Here is a 22900-nt window from a genome sequence, read left to right as displayed (position 1 = left end):
GCCAACATCATCAACAAACCGTATTTATCAGCTGTTATAAATAACTATCCTGGTGAATACGAACAAATAGTTTAGTACCAACTTTGGAGTAATCGACTTTGTATTCTCGCCCATCCAAAGCTTGAATAAAAAGCAAGCGTTTTTCTTCTGCAAAAACATCCGGGCTGGCAATGTACACCATCTCAAGATAGCGCTCTTTAGCCTCTCGACGATTTTTGGGAAGCTCTTCTTTAAAGGGCTCTAGGCCGTGCTGAGTCACTTTAATTTTTGGCTGCTCTTCGCCATTAACGATGACTAAATCCAGCTTCTTAATTTTATGAATGATGGTATTACGACCACTTTTTATAAATGCTCTATCGTCAGACATATGTCTTATCCTGTCTACTTGCTACTGTGGCTATTGAGTTGCTGTTGCAACTGCACCACAGTGTTAGCCGGGTCGCGTTGCCATCTATGTAATAAATAGCTGAACGCCCAAATATCACGGTCTAACATAGCGGCGGGTATTAATATTTCATACCCAGTCAAAAATTTTAAGTTCTTCATTCTATTAGCAAACATAGCTAATAATCCAGTATATTTTTGTCCCGACTGGCTGACGTACTCGGTATCCTCAACCAACCACTGTGGCGGGCATTCATTGCCATCGCGGCAATACGCTTTGATCGCCTGCAGCAAATAATGACGTTGCTCCACCAGCAAACGGCCCGCCAACCGGGGTGAAAGCTTATTTAAGAACTCATCTTCTCGCTTTAAGCTTAGGCCCACAACATTTAACTCGAGCGTCTGCATTGCTTGTTCGATACTCACCACACCGACCTGTTGTAAGTTATCGACATCCAGCTGCCACCAGCCGTATTTATGATTATAGCTAAGTTTCTGTTTGTCGAGAAAAATGCTGTAAAACGGCTCTCTCAGCTTTAAGTACCCCACTAGCATGCCAACTAAAGCGGCGCTCAGTAAGAAAATCTCCGCTATCAATATGTCAGCGCTTTTTAACTGTATAAACAACACCAAGAAAACCAAGACAATCGCGCTGGTAATGAGTATTTCGCTGCCGTGGCGCGCACTGTGGGCACGAATTTTCGCGTATCGGCTGGCGCCCCCCTGTTCTGAGGGCTGCGTATTAAGGGGTGTTTTTTTATTACTCATACGCTCTCTTTTTGGTGCCACTACGTATACTCCTATTGTACGTATAATTTGCGAGTTTTATACGCAGCAAGGGTAGGCAAAGGTTACAAAAATGCGGCAAATTGGGAACATAGTGCATCATTTTGCTGAATTTTCGGTTAACACACAAAAATACAGGATTGGCGGTCTATGTGTTAGAGCGCAAGTTTGTAAACTAAGCTCTCACCTTTTTCAGCCGAGAAACCATAGGTACCGTCGATGAACCACAGTAGGCATTCGGGCAAGGCACTTTTCCCTGTCATTATTATCATTTTCTTAGGGCTGTGTATTTACTTATATCTGCCCAAAGGGCAATCACAGCAACCCAACATGGGCGCTCAATCAACTCGCGTGCAAGCTCATACCGTGACCAAAGACAGCCGAGCTATCACCGTTGATGGTATCGGCAGCGCGCGAGCAAACCAAGCCGTATACATTAAAAGCGCCCAAAGTGACTATATCGACAGTATCCATTTTGATGATGGCGACAAAGTGCAAGCAGGGCAACGACTGGTGCAATTACGAGATACTGAGGAACAGTTGCGAGTCAAGGAGCTGCAAGCCAATCTCTCTGAAGTAGAACGGCAATTGAATCGTTTGACCGAGCTGGCCCGTTCACAAGCCACGGCAAAGTCACTGTTAGAAGAGCAACTAGCAAAGTTTGAAGCCACCCAGGCTCAGCTTGAAGCTGCTAAAACCAAACTCGCGGAGATGCGTGTTACCGCGCCCTTTTCGGGAGTGCTAGGTAAACGCATGGTGTCTAAAGGGGCATTCGTGAGCACCAACACTGAAATTACCACGTTAGATGACATCAGCGTAATTAAAGTCGACTTTAATGTGCCAGAGAAATACCTTGCGCAGCTGGGTGTGGGAATGACAGTAACAGCGCGCAGTGACGCTTACCCAAGTAAGCTATTTACCGGCAAAGTGTCTCATGTCAGCTCTCGTATCGACACCAACACCCGTAGCGTGCCAATTAGCGCCAGCTTTACCAATGAAGACAATATCTTGCGCCCAGGTATGTTACTGGGTACGCAACTGGAATTGCAAACCTATGAGGCCTTATTGGTACCAGAGAAGGCCATTATTCCACGTCAAAACAAACACTTCGTTTTTCAAATTGTGGAAGGTGTAGCCAAAGAGGTCGAGGTGAAAATCGATAAGCGCTATAACGGTTGGGTAGGCATCAGTGAAGGTCTAAGCAGTGGCGATCAAGTGGTCACAGAAGGCATTATTAAACTGCGCTCAGGCTCAGCCGTGACCGTTGAGGAGGCTGCGCTGTGAGAATCACCGACACGGCTGTTAAGCGTCCGGTTTTTGCGATTGTAATCAACCTTTTATTACTGACCTTCGGGTTAGTGGCATTCTCAATGCTGCCCCTTCGAGAGTATCCAGATATCGATAGTCCCATTGTCAGTGTCAGTACTGACTACACTGGTGCTTCTGCGGAAATTATCGAAACTAAAATTACTCAAGTAATTGAAAACCGCATCTCCGGGATTGAAGGCATAAAAAGTATCACCTCCTCGTCGCGCAATGGCCGCTCTAATATCACCATCGAGTTTAATATTGACCGAGATATCGATGCGGCGGCTAATGATGTGCGAGAGCGTGTGTCGCGCGCACTGGACAATCTCCCCGACCAAGTTAGACCTCCGGAAGTATCCAAATCCAATTCCGATGAAAGTCCTATTGCCTGGTTTGTACTCAATAGCTCAACTATGAATACCTTGCAGCTATCCGATTATGCTCAGCGCTACATTGTTGATCGCCTGGCGGTTGTTGACGGCGTATCCAATGTACGAGTGGGTGGTGAACGCCAGTATGCAATGAAGGTTTGGCTAGACCGCGAGGCCATGGCGGCACGGGGCGTTACAGCCAGCGATATTGAGCAAGTTTTGCGAGCTGAAAACGTAGAGCTGCCAGCAGGGGAAATCGAGTCAGTTGATCGTGATTTTTCGGTTCGTACCGCGCGTAGCTATATAAGTCCTACTGACTTTCAAAACTTGGTTATTGCTCGTGGTGATGATGGCTATCTCGTGCGTTTAAACGAAGTCGCTGATGTACAGCTTGAAGCCGCCGACGAAGAAAGTTTATTCCGTGGCAATGGCCGCAACATGATTGGCCTAGGTGTGGTTAAGCAAGCAAAGGCTAACACCCTCACCGTGGTGGAGAACGCTCGCAAAGAATTAGAAAAAATCAAACGCAACTTGCCTCCAGGTACCACCATCGAAGACAGCTATGACTCCTCGATTTTCATTAAAGAGTCTATTGATGAGGTGTATCGTACGCTGGCCATATCAATGGCCTTAGTGGTTTTGGTTATCTACCTGTTCTTAGGCAACGTGCGCGCCACGTTAATTCCAGCAATCACCGTCCCTGTAGCCTTAGTTGGCAGCTTTATGTTTTTACTTGCCATGGGCTACTCTATCAACTTGCTAACCCTGTTGGCACTGGTGCTTGCTATCGGTTTAGTGGTCGATGACGCCATTGTGATGTTGGAGAATATTCACCGGCGTATTGAGCTCGGTGAGCCTCGTTTACTCGCCGCGTATCGCGGTGCCCGCGAAGTGGGTTTTGCCATTGTTGCAACAACACTGGTACTGATCTCCGTGTTTGTGCCCTTAGTCTTTATGGATGGCCGTATCGGCGCTTTATTCACTGAGTTTGCCATGGCGGTGAGCGCGGCTGTGTTCTTCTCCAGTATCACCGCACTCACACTTTCCCCAGCTCTGTGTTCGAAAGTGCTGAAGCAAAGTGAAAGCGAGGGCCGGTTTAGTCAGTGGATGGACCGTCAATTTGCAAAACTTGAAGGCGCCTATGCTCGCACTCTTGAGGGCAATGTTCGACGCTCAAAAATGTTGGCAGTGGTGCTGATGCTAGCGGGTCTTGCCAGTTATCTGCTGTTTCAGCAGATTCCATCTGAACTGACACCTAAGGAAGACCGAGGCACCTTCTTTGTGATGATGAACGGCCCAGAAGGCGCAAGCTATGAAAACAACGCCGCCAATATGGATAAAATTGAGCAACGCTTGTTGCCGTATGTTGACTCGGGTGAACTCAATCGTGTTCTGGTTCGAGTGCCGGGTTGGGGTGGTCAAGGTGGCGTTGCGATTATCGGCATGGCTGATTGGGGCGAGCGCAAACGCGATACCTGGACGGTAATGAATGAGATCAGTGGCAAAATGCGTGAAGTTACGGATATTCGCGCCTTTGCCATCATGCGCAGTGGCATTGGCGGCGGCGGTTCTTCGCGCCCCGTTGAGTTTGTTTTGCAAGGCAATGATTATGACGAGCTTGCCGATTGGCGTGACCGCATTATTGCTCGGGCAGAGAAAAACCCCGGGTTAGTGCGTATCGACCATGATTATAAAGAGACCTTCCCACAATTTTTGGTCAGTATCGATAAGAACAAAGCCGCCGACTTAGGGGTCTCTGTCTCTGATATAGGCCGCACTTTGGAGACGATGCTCGGGCAACGCCGTGTCACTACCTTTATTGACCGTGGTGAAGAATATGATGTGATTTTAAAGGGCGAGAAACAAGACTTTGCCAGCCCACAAGATGTCTCTAATATCTATGTAAACTCACGCTCCGGGCAACTGGTGCCCCTTGATAGCTTAATCAGTATCTCTGAAGAAGCCACAGCGTCTAGGTTGAATCGTTACAACCGTATGCGCGCTATTACCTTAAGTGCCAACCTCGCTAGCGGCTACACTTTAGAGGAAGCCTTAAGTTTCTTAAACCAAGTGGCTGCAGAGGAAAATGATATTGATGGCGCCATTGACTATAAAGGGGAGTCACAGTTGTTCTATGAAGGCGCCTCCGCCATGGTGTATGTCTTTATTCTGGCATTAACGGTGACCTTCTTGGTGTTGGCAGCACAGTTTGAGAGCTTCGTTCACCCCTTGGTGATCATGCTCACCGTACCACTGGGGATTGCTGGGTCGTTATTTGGTTTGCATATAACCGGTTTGACCCTCAATATTTACAGCCAAATTGGTATCGTTATGCTTATTGGCTTAAGCGCCAAAAACGGTATTCTTATTGTTGAATTTGCCAACCAGTTGCGTGATAAGGGTCTGGAATTTCAAACAGCGCTAATCCAAGCTGCCACACAACGTTTGCGCCCTATTATTATGACTTCGCTAACCACAGTGATGAGCTCGGTGCCCTTGGTGCTAGCAAGCGGCCCTGGAGCTGAAAGCCGTATGGTTATTGGTGTGGTGATCTTTACCGGGGTAAGCATCGCGACCATACTCACCTTGTTCGTCGTGCCCAGTGCTTACTATGCCCTTGCTCGTCATACTCAGTCACCAGAGTATTTACAGCAACGCTTGGCAAAACAGCAACAAGATAACCCGCTCAAACAGCAATAGTGCACGAGAAATGCTCACCTGCGAGGGTATTACCCTCGTAGGTGAGCGATAAACATCAGACGGCCGTTCTACTATTAAAAGGGTAAATACATCGAGGTGTTAGTATGACAAATTTACACACAGCCACCTTTGGCGGCGGTTGTTTTTGGTGCATCGATGCGGCCTTTCGCCGCGTTCGTGGCGTGCATAAGGTTGAATCGGGTTATACCGGTGGGCACAGCAATTCACCAACATACCGTGAGGTATGCAGCGGCGAAAGCGGTCACGCAGAAGTTGTGCAAGTGCACTTTGACCCCGCTGTGATAGATTACACCACCCTGTTGGCGATGTTTTTCACGCTTCACGACCCTACGCAGCTTAACCGTCAAGGAAATGATATTGGTAGTCAATATCGCAGTGTGGTGTATTACCACGATAGCGCCCAAAAGCAGCAGACCGAAGCAATGATCGCGCAGCTACAAACTCATAGCGCCGCAAAAATTGTAACCGAAGTCAGTCCCGCATCAAGGTTCTATCCCGCTGAGGATTATCATCAAGACTATTACAGCGAAAATCCGAACCAAGGTTATTGTAGTATCTTAATTGCCCCAAAAATAGAGAAGTTCGAGCACACCTTTAGTGACTTGCTCATATCATGACGACGGTAAAACAATTAAAAAAGCCTCCCAAGTGGAGGCTTTTTGTTACGCTGTTATAAATCGAATTGCAATCCAGCGTATACCTTGCGCTCAGCGCCGCGATACGCAGAGGTGACTTCACCCGTGCTCCAATCCGTGGCCGCCACGTTGGTGATATATTCTTTGTCAGTGAGATTATCGACACCGAAGGTGAACGTAAGGTCGCGTAACAATTGATAGCGAGCATTGAGGTTCACCAAAGTATAGCTTGGCAAGTCAGTACGATAGTAACTCAACCTATCGGAGCGGTACTGCAGTTGTGCACCGACATACCATTTGTCGAACTGCTTACCTACGGACCAATTGAAGGTTTTTTCGGCTCTAAGCACCAATGCTTGCCCGGTATTGTCGTCTTCAGCATCAACATAACTAAGGTTAAGCTGGTGATCGATACCAAACATATCTTGCACTTGTGCACTCAACTCAACTCCTTCAAAACTCGCTTTGGCGATATTTTCCGGGCCGTTGTTGCCCCATGCGATGAGGTTATCGAATTGGTTTTGATACAAGGCGATATCGTATTGCCCAGATTGCAAATCAAGGCGCAGACCGAGCTCGGCATTGTTTGACTCTTCAGGTTGCAAAGCATCGTTGCTGCCCCAGATGGAACTGGCGTCATTAAACGAGGGAGCCTTAAACGCCGTGCCGTAGCTGGCGCGAAACGTCGCAATGTCACTTAGCGGCACACCCGCCGCAAGGTTGTAGGTGAAATGACCACCAAATTGTGAATGATCATCATGACGCACAACGGCATTGGTGTTAAATGCCTGGCCATCATAATAGCCTCCCACATACACACCTTTATTATTACGCGTTTGCACGGTAAAACCGGACGCAGGCTGCTCTGGTGTCGCCGAGCTGCTGTAGGAATCGCTAATGTCTTCATAGTAGTAATCGGCGCCACCACTGACAGTGATAGCTGGACTAAAGACATAATTAAGCTGATAGCTTAGCTCATCTCGTGCAGTGCTGTACTCATTGCCACGATAACCTGGCGCGCCATGTTGCTGAGTATTAATCTCATCATCTTGAGCGAGACTGGTTTGTAGCTTGTGAGCAAAGGCACCATGGTTTTTACGCCAACCCAGTTGCACATGGTATTTTTCAAAGTCGGTGTAATCATCACCAAAGCTAGTGTCGTATTCGACATAGCCTTCACTGTACTGCCCTAACAACTCTAGCACGCCATAATCACCGAGATCATAGCCGAAACGCGCGCCGAGGTTTTGATTTTCATAGCCATCTTCATCTGGGTCTTGCCCAGTGGTGACGTCAAAGCCGTCGGTGTGTTCATAGCCAAGGTTGAATGCCGCATTGAACGCTCCTTGGCGAAAAGCAAAAGCACCTTGCGCATTCACGTAGTTGTCACTGCCACTTTGTACACTCACGCTTTGGCTATCGCCGTCTCGGGTGACAATATTGATGACTCCGGCTAAGGCGTCTGAGCCATACCATGCGGCGCGGGCACCACGGATCACTTCGACTCGTTCAATACTATTGAGTGGCACACTAGAGAGCGCCTTATACCCTGTTGTGGCTGAACCAACACGAACGCCATCTACAATAACCAAAGAGTGGCTGCTAGCCGCCCCACGAATAAAGAGGCTGGTACTTTGACCTTGGCCGCCACTGCGAACAATATCGACCCCGGCATAATGAGATAATAACGCCGGCAAATCACGTACGCCAAGGCGCTCGATGTCTGCACGAGTGATCACATCGATACTGGCGAGCACATTTTCGATAGGTTGTTCGAACTTATTAGCGGTGACAGTCAATCGCTCGATAGACGGTTGCTGCTGCGCACATACCGCGCCGGAGAAAAGTGCCGCTATGCCTACAGCGACTTTGGTTTTGTTATACATGTTAGTCCCTATACCTGCGCCCACCGCACAGGAAAATGTAATGAAATGGATGTTATGGCCGGTCTCCGGACTGAATGAGCAAGACTCATATCACCGTTGCGGGGGCAGTGCAGGCTTTTCACCTGTTTCCCGATTATCCCAGTGGCTTAACTGCGTTCTGCGCTTGCGGGCACCATAACAAGGTGGCGCTATTTTGCGGACTGATGACAATAAAGTCAATGGACGTCTAAACATCTATAAAAAGATGGACTATGGCATTTACTTCACCAATAAAAAAGCCAAGTGCGAATGACTTGGCTTGAAAAGTATTTAGTCGCGGAAGTTCTTAAATTGGAAGGGCTGACCTAACTCGGCTTCGCGTACTAATTGCATTACTTGTTGTAAGTCGTCGCGTTTTTTCCCGGTGACTCGTACCTCTTCACCTTGGATGGCGGCCTGAACTTTGATTTTGCTATCTTTAATCAGCTTAACCAATTTTTTCGCGATATCTTTAGCAATGCCTTGTTTCATTGTAACTTGGCGGGTGACGTATTTACCGTGCAAATCAGCTTTTTGAATCTCAAAACTGTTTACATCTAAGCCGCGTTTTGACGCCTTACTGGCAAACATATCAAATAACTGCATCACCTGTTGTTCAGCTTCTGCGGTAAGTTCGATAAGTTCATCTTTTAGTTCTATCTTGGCATCTACGCCGCGAAAATCGTAGCGGGTTTCGAGTTCGCGTTTAGCGTTTTCAACCGCATTTTTTGCTTCGCTCATTTCGATTTCAGAAACGATATCAAATGAAGGCATGAAATTCTCCGTAACTGGCTTGTCGTTTCGGGGATTATACCCCGAGATCGGTATTTTTGTGCACTGATACACAGTGAATTCAGTTTACAGTTTGTTATACTGCCTGCGATTTCACCAGTAATAAAGGTAAAGTAAAGTGACGCGCAGAGTTTATCAGGGGTTGTTTCTAATCACATTGGTGGTCTGCACCCTGCTATTTGTTCAAGAAGTAAAAGGCTCTGTTACGCAGCTTTTCCCTCACGTCGATAAGGTCGCTCACTTTGGTATTTTCTTCGTGCTTGCCTTTATTATGGATAAAGCCTTTAGGGTTCCCTTTTTTGTCCAGGTGATATTGTTGTTATTATACGGCGGAGCAATTGAGTGGATGCAGGATATGCTGCCCTACAGGCAGGCATCTTTTTATGACTTTCTCGCCGACGCGGCAGGCGCGGCTAGCTACTTTGTGATTCACTACCTATGGCAGAAACAGCGCGCCAAGGCTTAGCGCCTACTTACCTTATCGGGCCGGGGGCACTCGGCCTCACATTTGCCCACTTAATGGGGCAACACCGACCGGTAAAGCTGTTGGTGAAACCTTCTCATCCCAGCACTTTTTATTATTGCCATGGGCAGCAGAAAAGCCCCGTGGCAGCCACGGCTTGTTTGAAACCGTGCGAGCCAATTACAGAATTGTGGCTATTCGTTAAAGCGCATCAGCTGCAAGCAGCACTGGCACAGTGGCGCCCTTATCTGGCCCTCGATGCAGATATTATTATTAGCCATAATGGCATGAGCGACCTAGCACCACTTAAACAGCAACTGACTCCTCAGCAGGGGTTATTCTTTATGCTCACCCAGCAAGCAGCTTATAAAGCCGATGATAAGCATGTCGTCCATGTCAGTCAGGGTGACTCCGTGATAGGAGCCGTCAATGCCTGCGCACAGCAAAGCTTTAAGGCGCAGTTAAAGCAGTGGCAGAGATTAATCCCCGCTCTAACTGGGAGTGATGATATTACCCATGCGCGATGGCAAAAATTACTGGTGAATTTGGCAATAAACCCCATAGCAACCTGGTATCAGCTGCGCAATGGTGAGGCCGCCGCCCCCTGTTATGCCAGTGATGTCTTTGCACTGCTGCAGGAGGCCATTGCCGTAGCTAAAGCGCAGGGAGTTGAATTATCGCTACCGCAAAGTCTCGACAGCGCCTATCGAGTAATGCGCCTCACAGCGGGCAACCGCTGCTCGATGTTGCAGGATAAGTTATTGGGAAGGGAGACAGAAATAGCAGCCATGAGTGGCTTTATTGCCAGCTCGGCGCGCCAGCTTGGCCTCAGCGCGCCTATCAATGAACTGTATTATCGGCGAATTACGGGCGATACACCTTCACATTGTTAAAGCCGTTTTCGTGCAGAATCAATGCCTGTAGTTGGCTCATCACCCCTTTGGCACAATACAGGTAGTACTCTTTGCTCTGATCTAAGTCGCCAAACTGAGTCGCTAAACGGTAAAACGGCAAGTGTTTGACCTTTACCCCGTCAATCTCTAACGGCTGAGCATCTTCCTCTTCGGGTGAGCGAATATCCAGCACCACCGCATCCGTTGGCAATTGTGATACCGACTCGGCTTCCTTGACCTCTTCTTTAGCTTGAGTATCGATATCACGAATATCCATCACTCGGGCATTATCAACTACAGTTTCGAGAACCTCGAAATCAAACTGCTGCTCTTGCTGCTCAATTACTTCTAACTTGGCTTTCACCGTTGGTTTGCGCGAAATCACACCACAGTACTCGGGCATGGCCTCGGCCATCTCGGAGGTGCCAATGGCGCGAGCAATATCAATAATATCTTGCTTATCATGTTGGATAAGTGGGCGAATGATCAGCGTATCGGTCACTCGGTCAATGACACTTAAGTTTGCCAGAGTTTGGCTTGATACTTGGCCAATACTTTCACCAGTAACCAGGGCTGGAATCCCCAGCTTTTCAGCGATAATGCTACCAGCACGCATCATCATACGCTTGAGCACCACACCCATTTGCGAGTCTTCGATATTTTCTAGAATCTCAGCAACCACCGGCTCAAAGTCGACGGTGATAAACTTAACCTTGTGAGTCGAGCTATATTGTGACCAAAGATAATGGCTTGCTTGCTTCACGCCAATTTCATGGGCCGCGCCGCCAAGATTGAAAAACAAGAAGTGCGTACGCGCCCCTTTGCGGATCATTTGGTAGCTGGCCACCCCAGAATCAAAGCCACCAGACATCAGCGATAACACATCCTCTTGAGTTGGCAACGGAAATCCACCCATGCCTCGGTGCGCTTGGGTGACAATGTAAGCGCGCTGGTCTTTAATTTCGATCTTTACCGTTACCTCAGGCCGCGTAAGCTTAACCCGAGCACCGGGTACATGCTGGTTTAGCCCGCCGCCAACATAGCGTTCAACATCGCTCGAGGAAAAGTCATGCTTACCTTGACGCTTACAGCGCACACAAAAGGTTTTACCGGCAATTTCATCGCCAAGAAGTTGCTGTGCCTGCTGGTAAATTTCATCAATGGTGGTGAATTCAATTTCTTTTACTTCATTAAATTGCACGATACCAGGAATACGCCCGAGGCTGTCAGCCATTTTCCGGCGCACTGAGTCATCGGTTAATGCCGATTCAACCGTGAGATTATCCCAGTTGTTGCGCACCTTTACCTGCTCATCAATGCGTCGCATCATGATCTTAATGTTGTTCTCTAACACCTTAGTAAAGCGTTTACGAACGGACTTACTTTTTATCGCAATTTCGGGATGCAATTTAACAATAAACTTGATCATGACTTAACTCACAGCACACAGATAAAGCCACACTTCTGAATGAGAAAGTGGCGGAAGATTCACCAAAGCGCGCGATTATAGCAAAAACCGCTCGCCTTCGGAAATAATAGCTTAACTATGCGTGGAGGGTGACGTTTGTAGTTGCGCTTGGCGCTGCTGGTAGTGTTGCTTTAACAACCCCAAAGGCTCACGCCCAGCTGCGGTAGTAAAAGCCATAAACAAGGTGATTATTTTCAACAAGCCTTGATAGATATCGCCACGATTCAGCTCGCCGCTTTGGCGACGCGCTTTGATGTAAGGAGTCCAGAAGCTGACTGTCAGCTTTAACATATGAGTTAACTCTGCCGCTTGCTCTTCATCGACGTTGAGAATACCGTTGTCACCTAACGCCAAGACAATATCGGTTACCTGATCAAACAAGCGTTGTTGGAAAGCAATATAATCAGCTTTAAGCTCGGCATCGCGAGACAAAATGTCGGTCATGTTGTCGTAGAAAAAGTGAAATTTCCACATGAGCTCAAACAAGGCATCGAAATAATGGCTAAGTTGCGCCATCACCGGCTCATCGTGATTAATCGGCTTAAACTGAGTATCTAAGTGCTGACGGTACAACTTAAAGATATGGCGAATGATGTCTTCTTTGTTTTTAAAGTGGTAATACAAATTTCCAGGGCTGATTTGCAGATGGGCTGCGATATGATTTGTTGTGATAGCGCGCTCACCATGGCTATTGAAGAGCTCAATGCTGGCTTGAATTATGCGGTCCTTGGTACTCATTATTACTTCCCCACCCTGATTGCAGGTGAGCAGTATAAACATCTTAGTCACAGTTAACAATTTATCACATGGCTGAGAGTTGAGTTTGCACTGGCAACTCACATAAAGACTGCTAAAATGCGGCCATTGCATTACATAAAAACAGAGAATCATATGCAGGTAACGGCTATTTACCCAGGGACCTTTGATCCCCTTACTAATGGTCACTTAGACCTTATTGAGCGCGCCGCTAAAATGTTCGATCACGTCATTGTTGCGGTGGCTCATAACCCGAATAAAAAGCCTTGCTTTAGCCTTGAAGAAAGAGTGGAGTTAGCAAAGCAAATTGTCGCCGACCTTGGCAATGTCACAGTCATTGGCTTTAGCGGCCTACTTGCTGATTTAGCTAAAAATCATAAAGCGAATGTATTAGTACGAGGCATTCGTGCGGTCTCCGACTTTGAGTATGAATTCCAACTGGCCAATATGAATCGCCGCTTGAACCCCGACTTAGAAAGCGTATTTTTGACTCCCGCAGAGGAGAATTCATTTATCTCATCGACCTTAGTAAAAGAGGTTGCCTTACATGGTGGTGATGTTTCTGAGTTTGTTGTGCCGCAAGTCGCCGCCGCTCTGAAAGAAAAGCTCGGCTAAATATAGCGGTGGTAACGTTACCCGTTATCACCTACTTTCTTTGGTGCCAGAGAGGCCTTTAAAAACCGCCCTATTCGACATAGACCTAAGAAGTCTTTGTTGATAATTAGAACCAAGATCATCATAAGATCCATAGAATTTATACCAAAGCTATATACACTCCAGAGCCACCAAGGTTCCAACTTTTCATTGAAGTACATCACGTCTAGGTACATAAATAAAAATAGCGATGAATTAACCGATAACCCTGTTACACAGTAGTAAAACGCAACAATAGAGCGCCTACTTTTATGTAGGATACTGAGAACTATAATTGTAACTAGATCAGCTGCTATCCAGTATAGATAAGCTGAAACATATCTTTCGACAAAAGTTGTGCTCAAATAGGAAAGGTTAATAATAACGCAGATCCAGAGAGGGGAATTCTTTCGACGCTCGTGATCTGAATAACTAACAAGGTTAAACAGAAGGGCCATCATAAACCCCCAGTTTATAAAAATCGTTAGTAACTCTCCGAGACTTATTGACTCAACAAAGCTTACTGATTCAACAAACACTTATGAAAAAACCAGCTTGATGAGCTATTTCTTATCCATCCTTTGACTGAGTTGTAAATTCTAATTATTCCGACGATATCCCTATCGACAATTAACGCGACGATCATTATCAAATCGCAGAGATTTATACCCACAGAGTAAAACGTCCAAAACCACCATGGAGAAGTGTTTCCCTTAACATACAAATCAATATGAATTAATAAACACAGAAGAGCATTAAATGATAGGCCAGAAATTGCATAAACTACTCCTGGGGAAGGAGTTCGATTACCCTTAGGTAAAAAACAAAGAACCATGATAGCCAGTGTCACAAGGTCAAAGTAAAACCACCTTAAATACACCTCTGAACCAGAGAAGAAGTCAAAGAAATGATCGCTTATTAGGTACGACAAGGCCATGATGCCTGACACCCAAAGCAATTTAAAATCTTTTTTTGCTTTAAATGTAACTAGCATCGCATTGAAAAAAAATGCCATAAGGAAGCCCCATACGACAAAGGCTCCCATAAATATGCCTAGGCTTTTTTCAAAATACATCCGCCATCTCGATAAAGTCCTAATTCTCGTTCTTTTTGCCACCGTCAGCAATAATAGTTCCACCGCCGCGCTGGATTTCAGCTTGGCTAGCAGCGACAGCATCACTTGATAAACTTACTGTATCAGATTGTAACGTCTGGGTGCTAGTAGTTTGTGCGGTAGGCTGTTGTGTTTGTTGTTGTAACTTAGTGTAAGCCTGTGTTTGTAGTTGAGCATTAGCATTAACTTGCATGATGTTAACCCCTTTAAAATTTTGTTAATTATTTGCTAAGCAAACCTAACTTAACATGCTTTGGGTACACACGTCACACTTCAAAGGCAATTTCTTAGCAACTCACTTTAAGCTTATGCACCACGCGTGCCAATATTTTTTGACACGCTCAGAAGCCCCAACTAAGCAACGTTTTTACATGGTATATCACCCACAGAGTGTTGCTGGTGTAGGTAGAAATCCATAGCAACTTCGTCACAGTTATCTTTACGCAGACAAAGCTCACAGTCTTTCATCACCTTTTCAGGAAGGCTTTCTTTGCTGCTGTCTGCAAACCCAAGTTTAGCAAAGAAATCCGGTACACGCGTAAGTACAATCACTCTTTTAAGCGCCAATTTTTTGGCTTTCACTAACAGGTGATGAACCAATAAACGCCCCTGCCCTTTTACTCCGGTATCGGGGTTAACCCCTAATGAGCGTATCTCCGCTAAGCCAGTATCATAAATATACAAAGACGCACAGCCTGTTACCTGGCCATTCACTTCGGTCACGGCAAACTCATTAATGGAATGCACCATATCGCTTTTAGCACGGGGTAAGTTCTCTCCTACCTTGGCCCAATATTGCACCAGCTCACTGATAGCTTCAACATCATGCAGATTGGCATCACGTACTTTAATTGTACTTTGCTGTTTAGCTTGCTTAATGGCAAATTCCACTTGCTTTGGCGACGTTCCACCTAGAGCCTTACGTGCCGCCAAACAGGCATCGAGTGCCAACATAGGATAAACATCTTCAGCAATAACATCGCACACCGATTGAAATTCGGACAAACTCAACTGCTCAAGGCTTTTTCCTTCTGAAATTGCAAGCTGCACCAGTTGCCCAACAATATGATGTCCTTCACGAAACGGGATCCCTTTTGCCACCAAATAATCAGCAAGCTCGGTGGCATTCGCATGCCCACCTTGAGCGGCGGCTTTAGTCTTATCACTATTGACCTTAATGCCGTTTACGCATGCTTGCGCCATATGTAAACATGCCAGCCAAGTCGGCAGCGCATCGAAAAGCCCCTCTTTATCTTCTTGCATGTCTTTGTTGTAGGCTAAAGGCAGCGACTTTAACGTCATCATCATCGCACTCATAGCACCAAAGACACGCCCTGTTTTGCCGCGAATCAGCTCTAAAGCATCGGGGTTTTTCTTCTGCGGCATCAACGATGAGCCAGAGGTAACGTTATCCGCCAACTCAATAAAACCGGCTTCGCCAGAGTTATAGAAAATTAAATCTTCCGCAAAACGTGACAAGTGCAACATCGAAATGGATGCCGCGCTCAGCAGCTCGACCACAAAATCTCTATCAGAGACCGCATCCAAGCTATTACGAGTCGGCGCTGCAAAACCAAGATCTTGCGCCAAATGCTCGCGGTCAATGGCATAGGCAGTGCCCGCCAGCGCACCACTTCCTAGTGGACATTGATCCATACGCTGAACCGCATCATTAAGGCGACTACTATCGCGCTCTAGCATTTCCACATAGGCCATGCACCAGTGGCTAAAAAGTACTGGCTGAGCGCGCTGTAAATGAGTGTAACCAGGCAGTACGGTGCCCAGCTCTCGCTCGGCTAAGGCGATCAGTGCATTCTTGGTATCACTGATGGCTTCACTCACTGTCGCCGCCGTTTTTTTGCACCACAAACGAAAGTCGGTAGCGACTTGGTCATTACGGCTGCGGCCAGTGTGTAGCTTCTTCGCGAGGTCACCCACTTTGTCAATCAGCGCAGCTTCAACAAAAGAGTGAATATCCTCTTCACCGCTGATAGCCACACTTTCGGGCTGCGCTTGCACTTGCTCCAACAACTCATACAGCGCCGCAACTAAACGTCGGTGTTCATCATCGTTGAGTACCGCCACACGATTTAGCGCGCCGGCCCACGCCACTGAACCAATAATGTCTTGCTCCGCCATGACATAGTCAAATGGTAATGAATCATTAAACTGTTTAAATGCTTCATCCGGTCCAGATGAAAAGCGCCCGCCCCATAATGCCATTGTTGCTCTCCTCGTTACTTCTTCAGTGCTGCAATTCTGCTTGAAAGTGAAAATAGCCGTATAAAGCCCTCTGCGTGAGATTGGTCATACACATCATCCTCGCCGAAAGTGGCAAAGTCTTCGCTGTATAAACTGTTTTCTGACTGCTTTTGCACGGCGATTGCCTGACCTTTGTATAGTTTCACCACCACTTCACCATTGGCATGCTCGGCAAATGCATTGGCCGCCCCCAGGATCGAATCTTTTAAAGGCGTAAACCAACGGCCGTCATAGACCAAGTGCGCAAACTCTAGGGCAAAAGTGTCTTTCCATTTACGGCTCGCTTTATCCAGCACAAGTTCGTCAATAGCCTGCAAAGCGGCCATCATCACCGTGCCACCAGGTGTTTCATAACAGCCGCGAGATTTCATACCCACCAAACGGTTCTCAACAATATCGACACGGCCAACCCCGTGCACAGCAGCAATGTCATTAAGCTTCACTAAGCATTGATAGGGGCTCAGCGCTTCTCCATTTACGGCAACCACTTCACCACGTTGAATGGTTAGCGTCACTAACTCAGCTTCATTTGGCGCTTGCTCAGGCGATTGCGTCATAGTCCATACTTGCTCGCTGGGCTGACACCAAGGATCTTCAAGCTCCCCACCCTCATGGGAGATGTGCCATGCATTGGCATCACGACTATAAATTTTCGTTGCCGATGCAGCGCAGGGAATATCTCGCTGCGCTAGGTAATCCAGTAACGACTCCCGGCTTGATAGGTGCCACTCTCGCCACGGTGCAATCACTTTTAAATCCGGTGCCAACGCCGCAAAACAGGACTCGAAGCGTACTTGGTCATTACCTTTGCCGGTGCAACCATGAGAAAGGGCATCGGCACCCACTTTGCGGGCTATTTCAACCTGTGCTTTGGCAATAATAGGACGTGCCATTGACGTTCCTAGCAGATAGGTGCCTTCATATATACACCCGGTTTTGAGCGTCGGGTAAATATATTCAGCCACCATCTGCTCTTTTAAATCCACTACGTAACATTCAGATGCCCCCGAGGCGATGGCTTTTTCCTCGACCCCTTCGAGCTCTTCAGCGCCTTGGCCAACATCGGCGACAAAGGCAACCACTTCACAGTCATAGTTTTCTTTTAGCCATGGCACGATGGCTGATGTATCTAGTCCGCCGGAATAGGCCAGTACGACTTTTTTAATTGCGCTCATTTCGGATCCTTAGCAAAAATTTGGGTTCAAAAGGGTTAACAGCAAGGCGTTTTGCGCATACATACGATTTTGTGCCTGCTGAATAATTTTGGCCTGCGGCGAGTCCATCACTTCAGAGGTGATTTCAAACTCACGGTGCGCTGGCTGACAGTGCAAAATAGTTTGCGCGCCGGTCATATCCACCAGCTGTTTATTGAGCTGATAAGGCAGGTATTTATCTTTGACCTGCTGGAGCGGGGTGTCATCCCCCATCGACACCCAGGTATCGGCATAAAGCGCATTAGCTCCTACAGCGGCCTCGACTCTATCACTCACTAATACTGACGCGCCTTTGCTCGCGGCAATTTGCTCTGCTTGCTTAACAATCTGTGCATCTGGACCGCTGCCTTTAGGGCATACAGCCACGAAGTCAGTCCCGAGGGTGGCGGCCAACAACATTAATGAGTGGGTGACGTTATTGCCCTCGCCGAGATAAGCCAGCTTTAGCTCGCTAACCTCACCGTGCACCTCTTGCAAGGTTAAAAAGTCCGCCAGTGCTTGGCAGGGGTGGTATAGGTCGCACAAAGAATTCACCACCGGTTTAGATGAAAACTGTGCCAGCTCTTGCACTGTGTTATGGTGATTAACCCGCGCCACGATGGCATCGGCCCAGGTGCTGATATTCAAAGCAAAGTCCTTTACCGACTCGCGGTTGCCCATGGCGCCATTTTGCTGATCTAAGTAGACCGCATGGCCGCCAAGTTTATTGATGCCTATATCGAAGCTTAGGCGAGTTCTGAGGCTTTGCTTTTCAAATAAGGTAACCACCGATTTGCCCGCTAAAGCTTGGGCATAATCATTGGGTTGCGCTTTCATTTTTTGCGCTAGGGTGAGTAGCGCGAGTACAGCTTTGTCGTCCAGCTCGAGGCCGGTAATAAAATCATGTTTCATGGTCTGTGCTTACATTGTAATTTGCGTGCCAACATGCTCACCATTGAGCAATGCAACTAAGTTCTCTGGCTTTTGCCAGCTCGAAATGTAAACACCCCGTCGTAAATGCTGGGCAGCAAGAAGGCTGGTCTTTACTTTGACCTCCATCCCACCCGAGATAACTCCTTGGGCTATCAATTCATCTATTTGCTCAGCACTTAATTGGTGTAACGGCTGAGCGGATTTATCCAATACGGCCTCAACGTCGGTCATAAAAATCAATTCACCATCAAGTTGTTTGGCAATTGCCGCTGCGGCCTCATCAGCGTTCACGTTGAACCATTGTCCTTGCTCATCAAAACCAACTGAGCTCACTACGGGCAGCTTTCCTACTTCTAGCAAGGCTGGAATAGCCGAGCGAGCACCCTGACTACACTCACCCACCCGACCCAGTGCCTTGAGTTTTTGCTGCGCATTGACCCCGGCTTCGTATAAACTCAGCCCTGCAGGCTCAAGGCCATTGGCTATCGCTGCTCCCATCAATTGTTTGTTGGCACACCCAGCTAGGGCACCAACGATATAGGGCATTTGCTCGGCAGGACTGATGCGTAGACCTTGGTGCTTCGCCGTGGCAAAGCCCGCATCGTGCAGCCAGCGGTCAACCAGTGAGCCACCGCCGTGAACCACAACAAAACGGGTATCGGTCATGGTCGCCAAGGTTGCGAACAACGCTTGCACTGACTGCGGGCTGTTTAACAGGGCACCGCCCAATTTGATCACCCAAGTGGTGTTGCTACTCGTCATTATTTTCCTCTTTATACCAAACCAATCGTTGGGTCTAATCCAGCGTTAATGTTCATACATTGCAGCGCTTGACCTGATGCGCCTTTTAGTAAGTTATCGATGGCAACACTGATAATCAGTTGCTGCTGTTGCAAATGCCAGCCAATATCAACATAAGGGGTTTGCGCGACGCCTTTAATTGATGCCAAACCACCAGCACCGAGCAGGCGAATCAAAGGTTCATCGGCAAGGCATTGATAAGCATCGGTGATGTCGTTAAGCGTGGTCCCTGCATTTACTTGCGCGTATATGGTTGCCAAGATACCGCGATTAAAGTTTCCTAAATGCGGGGTAAATAGCACTGGATGCCCTAATGCTTGTTCAATTTCAGGGGTATGGCGGTGATTAAACACGCCATAAGGGGCCAGTGATACCTCGCAAAAGTGCGTGTTCATATTGGCTTTGCGCCCCGCCCCAGTCACCCCGGATACGGCATTTATGATCACTTTTTGCTGTGGCGCTAATAACCCTGCTTGTTGAAGCGGTTTAAGCGCGTTTAGGCTGGCTGTTGGGTAACAGCCAGCCACAGCAACCAGTTGTGCATCCATGATGGCGCTGTTTTGCCACTCAGCTAGCCCATACACTGCTTGGCGCAATAGGTCAGGATGGGGATGTTCAAAGCCATAGTACTGGGTATAAAATTCGGCATCGGTAAGACGAAACCCGCCAGAGAGGTCAAAAACTTTAATATCCTGCTCGAGAAATTGCGGCGCCAATTCAACACTTACTTTATGCTCGGTACACAGGCACACGGCGTGCGCATGCTGACCAATATCAGCAATAGCATCGGCTGTTAGGCCCTGTAGTGGCATGTCTAATAACCCACGGTGCTGAGGATAAAGATCGCTGAGTTTTTTATCGCGATCATGACTCCCGGCAGAGACATAGCAGCCCTGCAAGACAAAATGAGGATGCTTGGCAACTAATTGCGCCAACTCAGCGCCGCTATAACCACTTGCGCCAATAATTACGATGTTCATGAAGATGCTCTTTTTTGGTTTAATCACGGGCGAGATGCCCAACGCAACACACTCTCACACTAGGATTTCCTAGGTGAGCGGCTTATCGTCGTCGCGCCGTACAAAGGGGGTGATGAACCATTATAACCAAACCAATACTTATGCTTAAAAAGTGAATTGATATTCACTATAAAGACATTTATATTAATATGCAACAATCGCGAATAATTATTTGGAAATGTATGGCTCTTCCCGACTTTTTGCACCTTTACCGGGAGTTAATCGCTACCCCATCGATCAGTTCACTGGATCCGAAATTAAGCCAAAGCAACCGCGCCGTTATTGAACACTTGGCATCTTGGTGCGAGGAGCTAGGCTTTGCGTGTGAAATAAAACCACTCAGTAGTGATGCCAATAAGTTTAACTTGATAGCGAAGCGTGGCCATGGCAGTGGCGGATTGATGTTGGCAGGGCATACCGATACCGTTCCTTTTGATCAAGGCCGTTGGAGTATGGACCCCTTCACTTTGAGCGAGCGAGACAATAAGCTCTTTGGTCTTGGCAGCATCGATATGAAAGGGTTCTTTGCTTTTGTGCTCAATGCCATCGCTGAGTTGGATGCGAGTAAGCAACAACAACCGCTGCTTATTCTCGCCACCGCCGATGAAGAAACCACTATGGCTGGTGCCCAAGAAGTGGCAAAGTATCCAGACTTAAAACCGGCTCGCTGCGTTATTGGCGAGCCTACCGACATGACCCCTGTATTTACTCACAAAGGGCATATGACATCAGCGGTTCGTATCATTGGCAAAAGCGGGCACAGCTCTGATCCTGAGCGCGGCATCAATGCCATTGAAGTGATGCACTTGGTGATTCAAAAATTATTGGTTCTAAAAGAGGATCTTAAGAATAAATATTCAATTGAACATTTTGCCATTCCCTACCCGACATTGAACCTTGGTCACATACATGGCGGTGATAACGCTAACCGCATTTGCGGATGTTGTGAATTACAGTTAGATATGCGCCCGTTACCAGGATTGAGTATTGTCGAACTGCAAGCCATGTTATTAGCGGCAACTCAGGACATCACTGCTCGCTACCCTGGCTGCGTTGAAGTCATTGATATGCACGACCCGATCCCTGCCTTTGCAGGGACCACTGATAGCGCGCTAGTGCAGCTGGCGCAAAAGATTTCGCAACAGCCAGCAATAGCGGTGAACTACTGCACTGAAGCCCCCTTTATTCAGCAATTGGGCTGTGAAACCATAGTCATGGGCCCAGGCTCCATTAACCAAGCACATCAGCCCGATGAATTCTTGGCCATGGACCGTATTGATCCATCACAACGTATTATCAAAGAACTTATTCAACAAAGTTGTTGGTAATACAGACTTTATGACGCACGGATAGCGAACACAAAAAAGCCCCTCATGGGGGGGCTTTAAACTAATCAACAAGATTCAAAGATACAATGTTACTGTAAGCCTAAACGCTTAAGTTCACGCTCAACCATCTTGCTTGAAAGTGGCACATAACCATCTTTCTCAACAATTTTTTGACCTGTTTGTGATAGCACCATTTTTACAAACTCAGCATCGATAGGAGATAGTGGCTTATTAGGGTGCTTATTCACGTAGACGTAAAGGAAACGTGATAGTGGATATTTGCCCGTTGCAACGTTATCAAGTGTTGCATCAACAAACTTATCGCCTTTTTTCGCCAGCGGCACCGTACGTACACCTGAGGTCTTGTAACCGATACCTGAGTAACCAATCGCATTCACAGAAGAAGAGATTGACTGTACTACCGATGCAGAGCCAGGCTGCTCATTTACGTTATTACGGAAGTCACCTTTACATAGGGCTTTCTTCTTGAAGTAACCATAAGTACCAGATACTGAGTTACGACCATATAATTGAATATCTTTTGCCGCCCAATCACCCGTTAGGCCAACATCGCCCCAACGGTTAATCTGTTCGCTGGCGCCACATTTACGCGTTGAAGAGAAAATGGCGTCAACTTGGTCAATGCGCAAGCCTTCAATGGGGTTGTCTTTATGCACGAATACCGCCAAGGCATCAATCGCTACGCGAATTTCTGTCGGCTTATAGCCATGACGCTTTTCAAACGCTTCGATTTCCTTTGACTTCATCTTACGGCTCATAGGGCCGAAGTTTGCCGTTCCTTCAGTGAGCGCCGGTGGTGCCGTTGATGAACCTGCTGCTTGGATTTGAATATTGACGTTAGGATAAATACGCTTATATTCTTCAGCCCAGAAGGTCATCATGTTTGCTAGCGTATCGGAACCAACCGATGAAAAGTTACCAGAGATGCCGCTCGTTTTTTCGTACTCTGGAATTGCTTTATCTAGAGCAACTGCCTGACCTGCTGTCAGGGCACTTACAGCAACCCCCATTGCAGCAACTAAGTTTTTAAATTTCATTGGGTTCTCCAATTTGTTCTTCCCGTGTTTCAACTGCTGTCATTGTGCAGTGACAAGATGACAGTTAAATTACTTGAG

At 47.2% G+C, this 22900-nt stretch carries 21 protein-coding genes and 1 riboswitch; of the genes, 7 read left to right on the top strand and 14 right to left on the bottom strand.

The features are described from left to right. Window positions 1-34 precede the first annotated feature (34 nt). A complete protein-coding gene (locus tag EXT46_RS00950) occupies window positions 35-367 on the bottom strand; it encodes a hypothetical protein (protein ID WP_022943414.1) in 333 nt (110 codons plus the stop codon). A gap of 14 nt (window positions 368-381) precedes the next feature. Next, window positions 382-1152 carry a DUF2982 domain-containing protein gene (locus EXT46_RS00945; protein WP_130144641.1) on the bottom strand — a complete coding sequence of 257 codons (771 nt, stop codon included), beginning with the start codon at window positions 1150-1152 and terminating at the stop codon, window positions 382-384. A gap of 237 nt (window positions 1153-1389) precedes the next feature. On the opposite strand from EXT46_RS00945, the gene EXT46_RS00940 reads away from it, so the two are divergent. The 3 genes from EXT46_RS00940 (at window position 1390) to msrA (ending at window position 6187) form a co-directional block, all read left to right on the top strand. Beyond that, complete coding sequence (locus EXT46_RS00940; protein ID WP_130144639.1) at window positions 1390-2454, top strand: efflux RND transporter periplasmic adaptor subunit; 1065 nt, start codon at window positions 1390-1392, stop codon at window positions 2452-2454. Further along, entirely contained in the window at window positions 2451-5549 is a 3099-nt protein-coding gene (locus EXT46_RS00935; protein WP_130144637.1) for an efflux RND transporter permease subunit, read from the top strand. Before EXT46_RS00940 ends, EXT46_RS00935 begins: the two co-directional genes overlap by 4 nt. Window positions 5550-5653: 104 nt before the next feature. Then, window positions 5654-6187 (top strand): peptide-methionine (S)-S-oxide reductase MsrA, encoded by a 534-nt coding sequence (gene msrA, locus EXT46_RS00930; protein ID WP_130144635.1) that lies wholly within the window; start codon window positions 5654-5656, stop codon window positions 6185-6187. Between the two features lie 53 nt (window positions 6188-6240). Here the strand turns inward: msrA and EXT46_RS00925 are convergent, their stop codons facing one another. Together EXT46_RS00925 and EXT46_RS00920 are read right to left on the bottom strand one after the other, a co-directional pair. After that, window positions 6241-8091, bottom strand: coding sequence for a TonB-dependent receptor (locus tag EXT46_RS00925; RefSeq protein ID WP_130144633.1), 1851 nt, complete (start codon window positions 8089-8091; stop codon window positions 6241-6243). Between the two features lie 38 nt (window positions 8092-8129). Next, a riboswitch (cobalamin riboswitch) is annotated at window positions 8130-8283 on the bottom strand. Between the two features lie 117 nt (window positions 8284-8400). Next, the gene (locus EXT46_RS00920) at window positions 8401-8883 is read right to left on the bottom strand and encodes a YajQ family cyclic di-GMP-binding protein (protein ID WP_022943408.1); all 483 of its coding nucleotides are present in this window, start codon (window positions 8881-8883) and stop codon (window positions 8401-8403) included. 136 nt (window positions 8884-9019) lie between these two features. Here EXT46_RS00920 and EXT46_RS00915 point away from each other — a divergent pair, with 136 nt between their 5' ends. After that, on the top strand, window positions 9020-9367 hold the full coding sequence (locus EXT46_RS00915) for a VanZ family protein (RefSeq protein ID WP_130144631.1): 348 nt from the start codon (window positions 9020-9022) through the stop codon (window positions 9365-9367). Beyond that, window positions 9340-10257 (top strand): 2-dehydropantoate 2-reductase, encoded by a 918-nt coding sequence (locus EXT46_RS00910; RefSeq protein WP_130144629.1) that lies wholly within the window; start codon window positions 9340-9342, stop codon window positions 10255-10257. Before EXT46_RS00915 ends, EXT46_RS00910 begins: the two co-directional genes overlap by 28 nt. Here the strand turns inward: EXT46_RS00910 and thiI are convergent. Further along, complete coding sequence (gene thiI, locus EXT46_RS00905; RefSeq protein WP_130144627.1) at window positions 10229-11686, bottom strand: tRNA uracil 4-sulfurtransferase ThiI; 1458 nt, start codon at window positions 11684-11686, stop codon at window positions 10229-10231. The genes EXT46_RS00910 and thiI overlap by 29 nt on opposite strands. Window positions 11687-11797: 111 nt before the next feature. Then, the gene (locus tag EXT46_RS00900) at window positions 11798-12463 is read right to left on the bottom strand and encodes a TetR/AcrR family transcriptional regulator (RefSeq protein WP_026110898.1); all 666 of its coding nucleotides are present in this window, start codon (window positions 12461-12463) and stop codon (window positions 11798-11800) included. Window positions 12464-12616: 153 nt separating this feature from the next. On the opposite strand from EXT46_RS00900, the gene coaD reads away from it, so the two are divergent. Then, window positions 12617-13096, top strand: a complete 480-nt coding sequence (gene coaD, locus EXT46_RS00895) for a pantetheine-phosphate adenylyltransferase (protein WP_022943403.1) — start codon at window positions 12617-12619, stop codon at window positions 13094-13096. 538 nt (window positions 13097-13634) lie between these two features. Here the strand turns inward: coaD and EXT46_RS00890 are convergent. From EXT46_RS00890 to argC, 7 genes are all read right to left on the bottom strand, one after another. Continuing rightward, the gene (locus EXT46_RS00890) at window positions 13635-14189 is read right to left on the bottom strand and encodes a hypothetical protein (RefSeq protein ID WP_130144625.1); all 555 of its coding nucleotides are present in this window, start codon (window positions 14187-14189) and stop codon (window positions 13635-13637) included. A gap of 19 nt (window positions 14190-14208) precedes the next feature. Beyond that, window positions 14209-14421, bottom strand: a complete 213-nt coding sequence (locus EXT46_RS00885) for a hypothetical protein (protein WP_130144623.1) — start codon at window positions 14419-14421, stop codon at window positions 14209-14211. Between the two features lie 161 nt (window positions 14422-14582). Continuing rightward, window positions 14583-16451: an argininosuccinate lyase gene (gene argH, locus EXT46_RS00880; protein WP_053909753.1), complete on the bottom strand. Its 1869-nt coding sequence runs from the start codon at window positions 16449-16451 to the stop codon at window positions 14583-14585. Between the two features lie 14 nt (window positions 16452-16465). Beyond that, window positions 16466-17665, bottom strand: a complete 1200-nt coding sequence (locus EXT46_RS00875; protein WP_130144621.1) for an argininosuccinate synthase — start codon at window positions 17663-17665, stop codon at window positions 16466-16468. Between the two features lie 9 nt (window positions 17666-17674). Continuing rightward, entirely contained in the window at window positions 17675-18595 is a 921-nt protein-coding gene (locus EXT46_RS00870) for an ornithine carbamoyltransferase (protein WP_053909754.1), read from the bottom strand. A 9-nt stretch (window positions 18596-18604) separates the two neighbouring features. Beyond that, window positions 18605-19378 carry an acetylglutamate kinase gene (gene argB / locus EXT46_RS00865; protein WP_022943396.1) on the bottom strand — a complete coding sequence of 258 codons (774 nt, stop codon included), beginning with the start codon at window positions 19376-19378 and terminating at the stop codon, window positions 18605-18607. An 11-nt stretch (window positions 19379-19389) separates the two neighbouring features. Beyond that, a complete protein-coding gene (gene argC, locus EXT46_RS00860; protein WP_130144619.1) occupies window positions 19390-20397 on the bottom strand; it encodes an N-acetyl-gamma-glutamyl-phosphate reductase in 1008 nt (335 codons plus the stop codon). 221 nt (window positions 20398-20618) lie between these two features. Here argC and argE point away from each other — a divergent pair, with 221 nt between their 5' ends. Continuing rightward, window positions 20619-21764, top strand: a complete 1146-nt coding sequence (argE, locus tag EXT46_RS00855) for an acetylornithine deacetylase (protein WP_130144617.1) — start codon at window positions 20619-20621, stop codon at window positions 21762-21764. 89 nt (window positions 21765-21853) lie between these two features. On the opposite strand, the gene EXT46_RS00850 is transcribed toward argE, so the two are convergent. Continuing rightward, window positions 21854-22822 carry a phosphate ABC transporter substrate-binding protein PstS family protein gene (locus EXT46_RS00850; RefSeq protein ID WP_045979281.1) on the bottom strand — a complete coding sequence of 323 codons (969 nt, stop codon included), beginning with the start codon at window positions 22820-22822 and terminating at the stop codon, window positions 21854-21856. Window positions 22823-22900: the final 78 nt, after the last annotated feature.

It is taken from the genome of Pseudoalteromonas sp. CO325X (genome assembly GCF_004208955.1).
GTDB classification, from domain to species: Bacteria; Pseudomonadota; Gammaproteobacteria; order Enterobacterales; family Alteromonadaceae; genus Pseudoalteromonas; species Pseudoalteromonas ruthenica.
The sequence above is the reverse complement of the archived record's forward strand: the minus strand, read 5'-3'. Positions and strand labels throughout refer to the sequence as shown.

What these genes read in the sequence shown, in the direction of transcription:
- EXT46_RS00950 (WP_022943414.1), bottom strand. Translation starts at nt 367, where the DNA reads ATGTCTGACGATAGAGCATTTATAAAAAGTGGTCGTAATACCATCATT.
- EXT46_RS00945 (WP_130144641.1), bottom strand. Translation starts at nt 1,152, where the DNA reads ATGAGTAATAAAAAAACACCCCTTAATACGCAGCCCTCAGAACAGGGG.
- EXT46_RS00940 (WP_130144639.1), top strand. Translation starts at nt 1,390, where the DNA reads ATGAACCACAGTAGGCATTCGGGCAAGGCACTTTTCCCTGTCATTATT.
- msrA (WP_130144635.1), top strand. Translation starts at nt 5,654, where the DNA reads ATGACAAATTTACACACAGCCACCTTTGGCGGCGGTTGTTTTTGGTGC.
- EXT46_RS00925 (WP_130144633.1), bottom strand. Translation starts at nt 8,091, where the DNA reads ATGTATAACAAAACCAAAGTCGCTGTAGGCATAGCGGCACTTTTCTCC.
- EXT46_RS00920 (WP_022943408.1), bottom strand. Translation starts at nt 8,883, where the DNA reads ATGCCTTCATTTGATATCGTTTCTGAAATCGAAATGAGCGAAGCAAAA.
- EXT46_RS00910 (WP_130144629.1), top strand. Translation starts at nt 9,340, where the DNA reads ATGGCAGAAACAGCGCGCCAAGGCTTAGCGCCTACTTACCTTATCGGG.
- thiI (WP_130144627.1), bottom strand. Translation starts at nt 11,686, where the DNA reads ATGATCAAGTTTATTGTTAAATTGCATCCCGAAATTGCGATAAAAAGT.
- EXT46_RS00900 (WP_026110898.1), bottom strand. Translation starts at nt 12,463, where the DNA reads ATGAGTACCAAGGACCGCATAATTCAAGCCAGCATTGAGCTCTTCAAT.
- coaD (WP_022943403.1), top strand. Translation starts at nt 12,617, where the DNA reads ATGCAGGTAACGGCTATTTACCCAGGGACCTTTGATCCCCTTACTAAT.
- EXT46_RS00890 (WP_130144625.1), bottom strand. Translation starts at nt 14,189, where the DNA reads ATGTATTTTGAAAAAAGCCTAGGCATATTTATGGGAGCCTTTGTCGTA.
- EXT46_RS00885 (WP_130144623.1), bottom strand. Translation starts at nt 14,421, where the DNA reads ATGCAAGTTAATGCTAATGCTCAACTACAAACACAGGCTTACACTAAG.
- argH (WP_053909753.1), bottom strand. Translation starts at nt 16,451, where the DNA reads ATGGCATTATGGGGCGGGCGCTTTTCATCTGGACCGGATGAAGCATTT.
- EXT46_RS00875 (WP_130144621.1), bottom strand. Translation starts at nt 17,665, where the DNA reads ATGAGCGCAATTAAAAAAGTCGTACTGGCCTATTCCGGCGGACTAGAT.
- EXT46_RS00870 (WP_053909754.1), bottom strand. Translation starts at nt 18,595, where the DNA reads ATGAAACATGATTTTATTACCGGCCTCGAGCTGGACGACAAAGCTGTA.
- argB (WP_022943396.1), bottom strand. Translation starts at nt 19,378, where the DNA reads ATGACGAGTAGCAACACCACTTGGGTGATCAAATTGGGCGGTGCCCTG.
- argC (WP_130144619.1), bottom strand. Translation starts at nt 20,397, where the DNA reads ATGAACATCGTAATTATTGGCGCAAGTGGTTATAGCGGCGCTGAGTTG.
- argE (WP_130144617.1), top strand. Translation starts at nt 20,619, where the DNA reads ATGGCTCTTCCCGACTTTTTGCACCTTTACCGGGAGTTAATCGCTACC.
- EXT46_RS00850 (WP_045979281.1), bottom strand. Translation starts at nt 22,822, where the DNA reads ATGAAATTTAAAAACTTAGTTGCTGCAATGGGGGTTGCTGTAAGTGCC.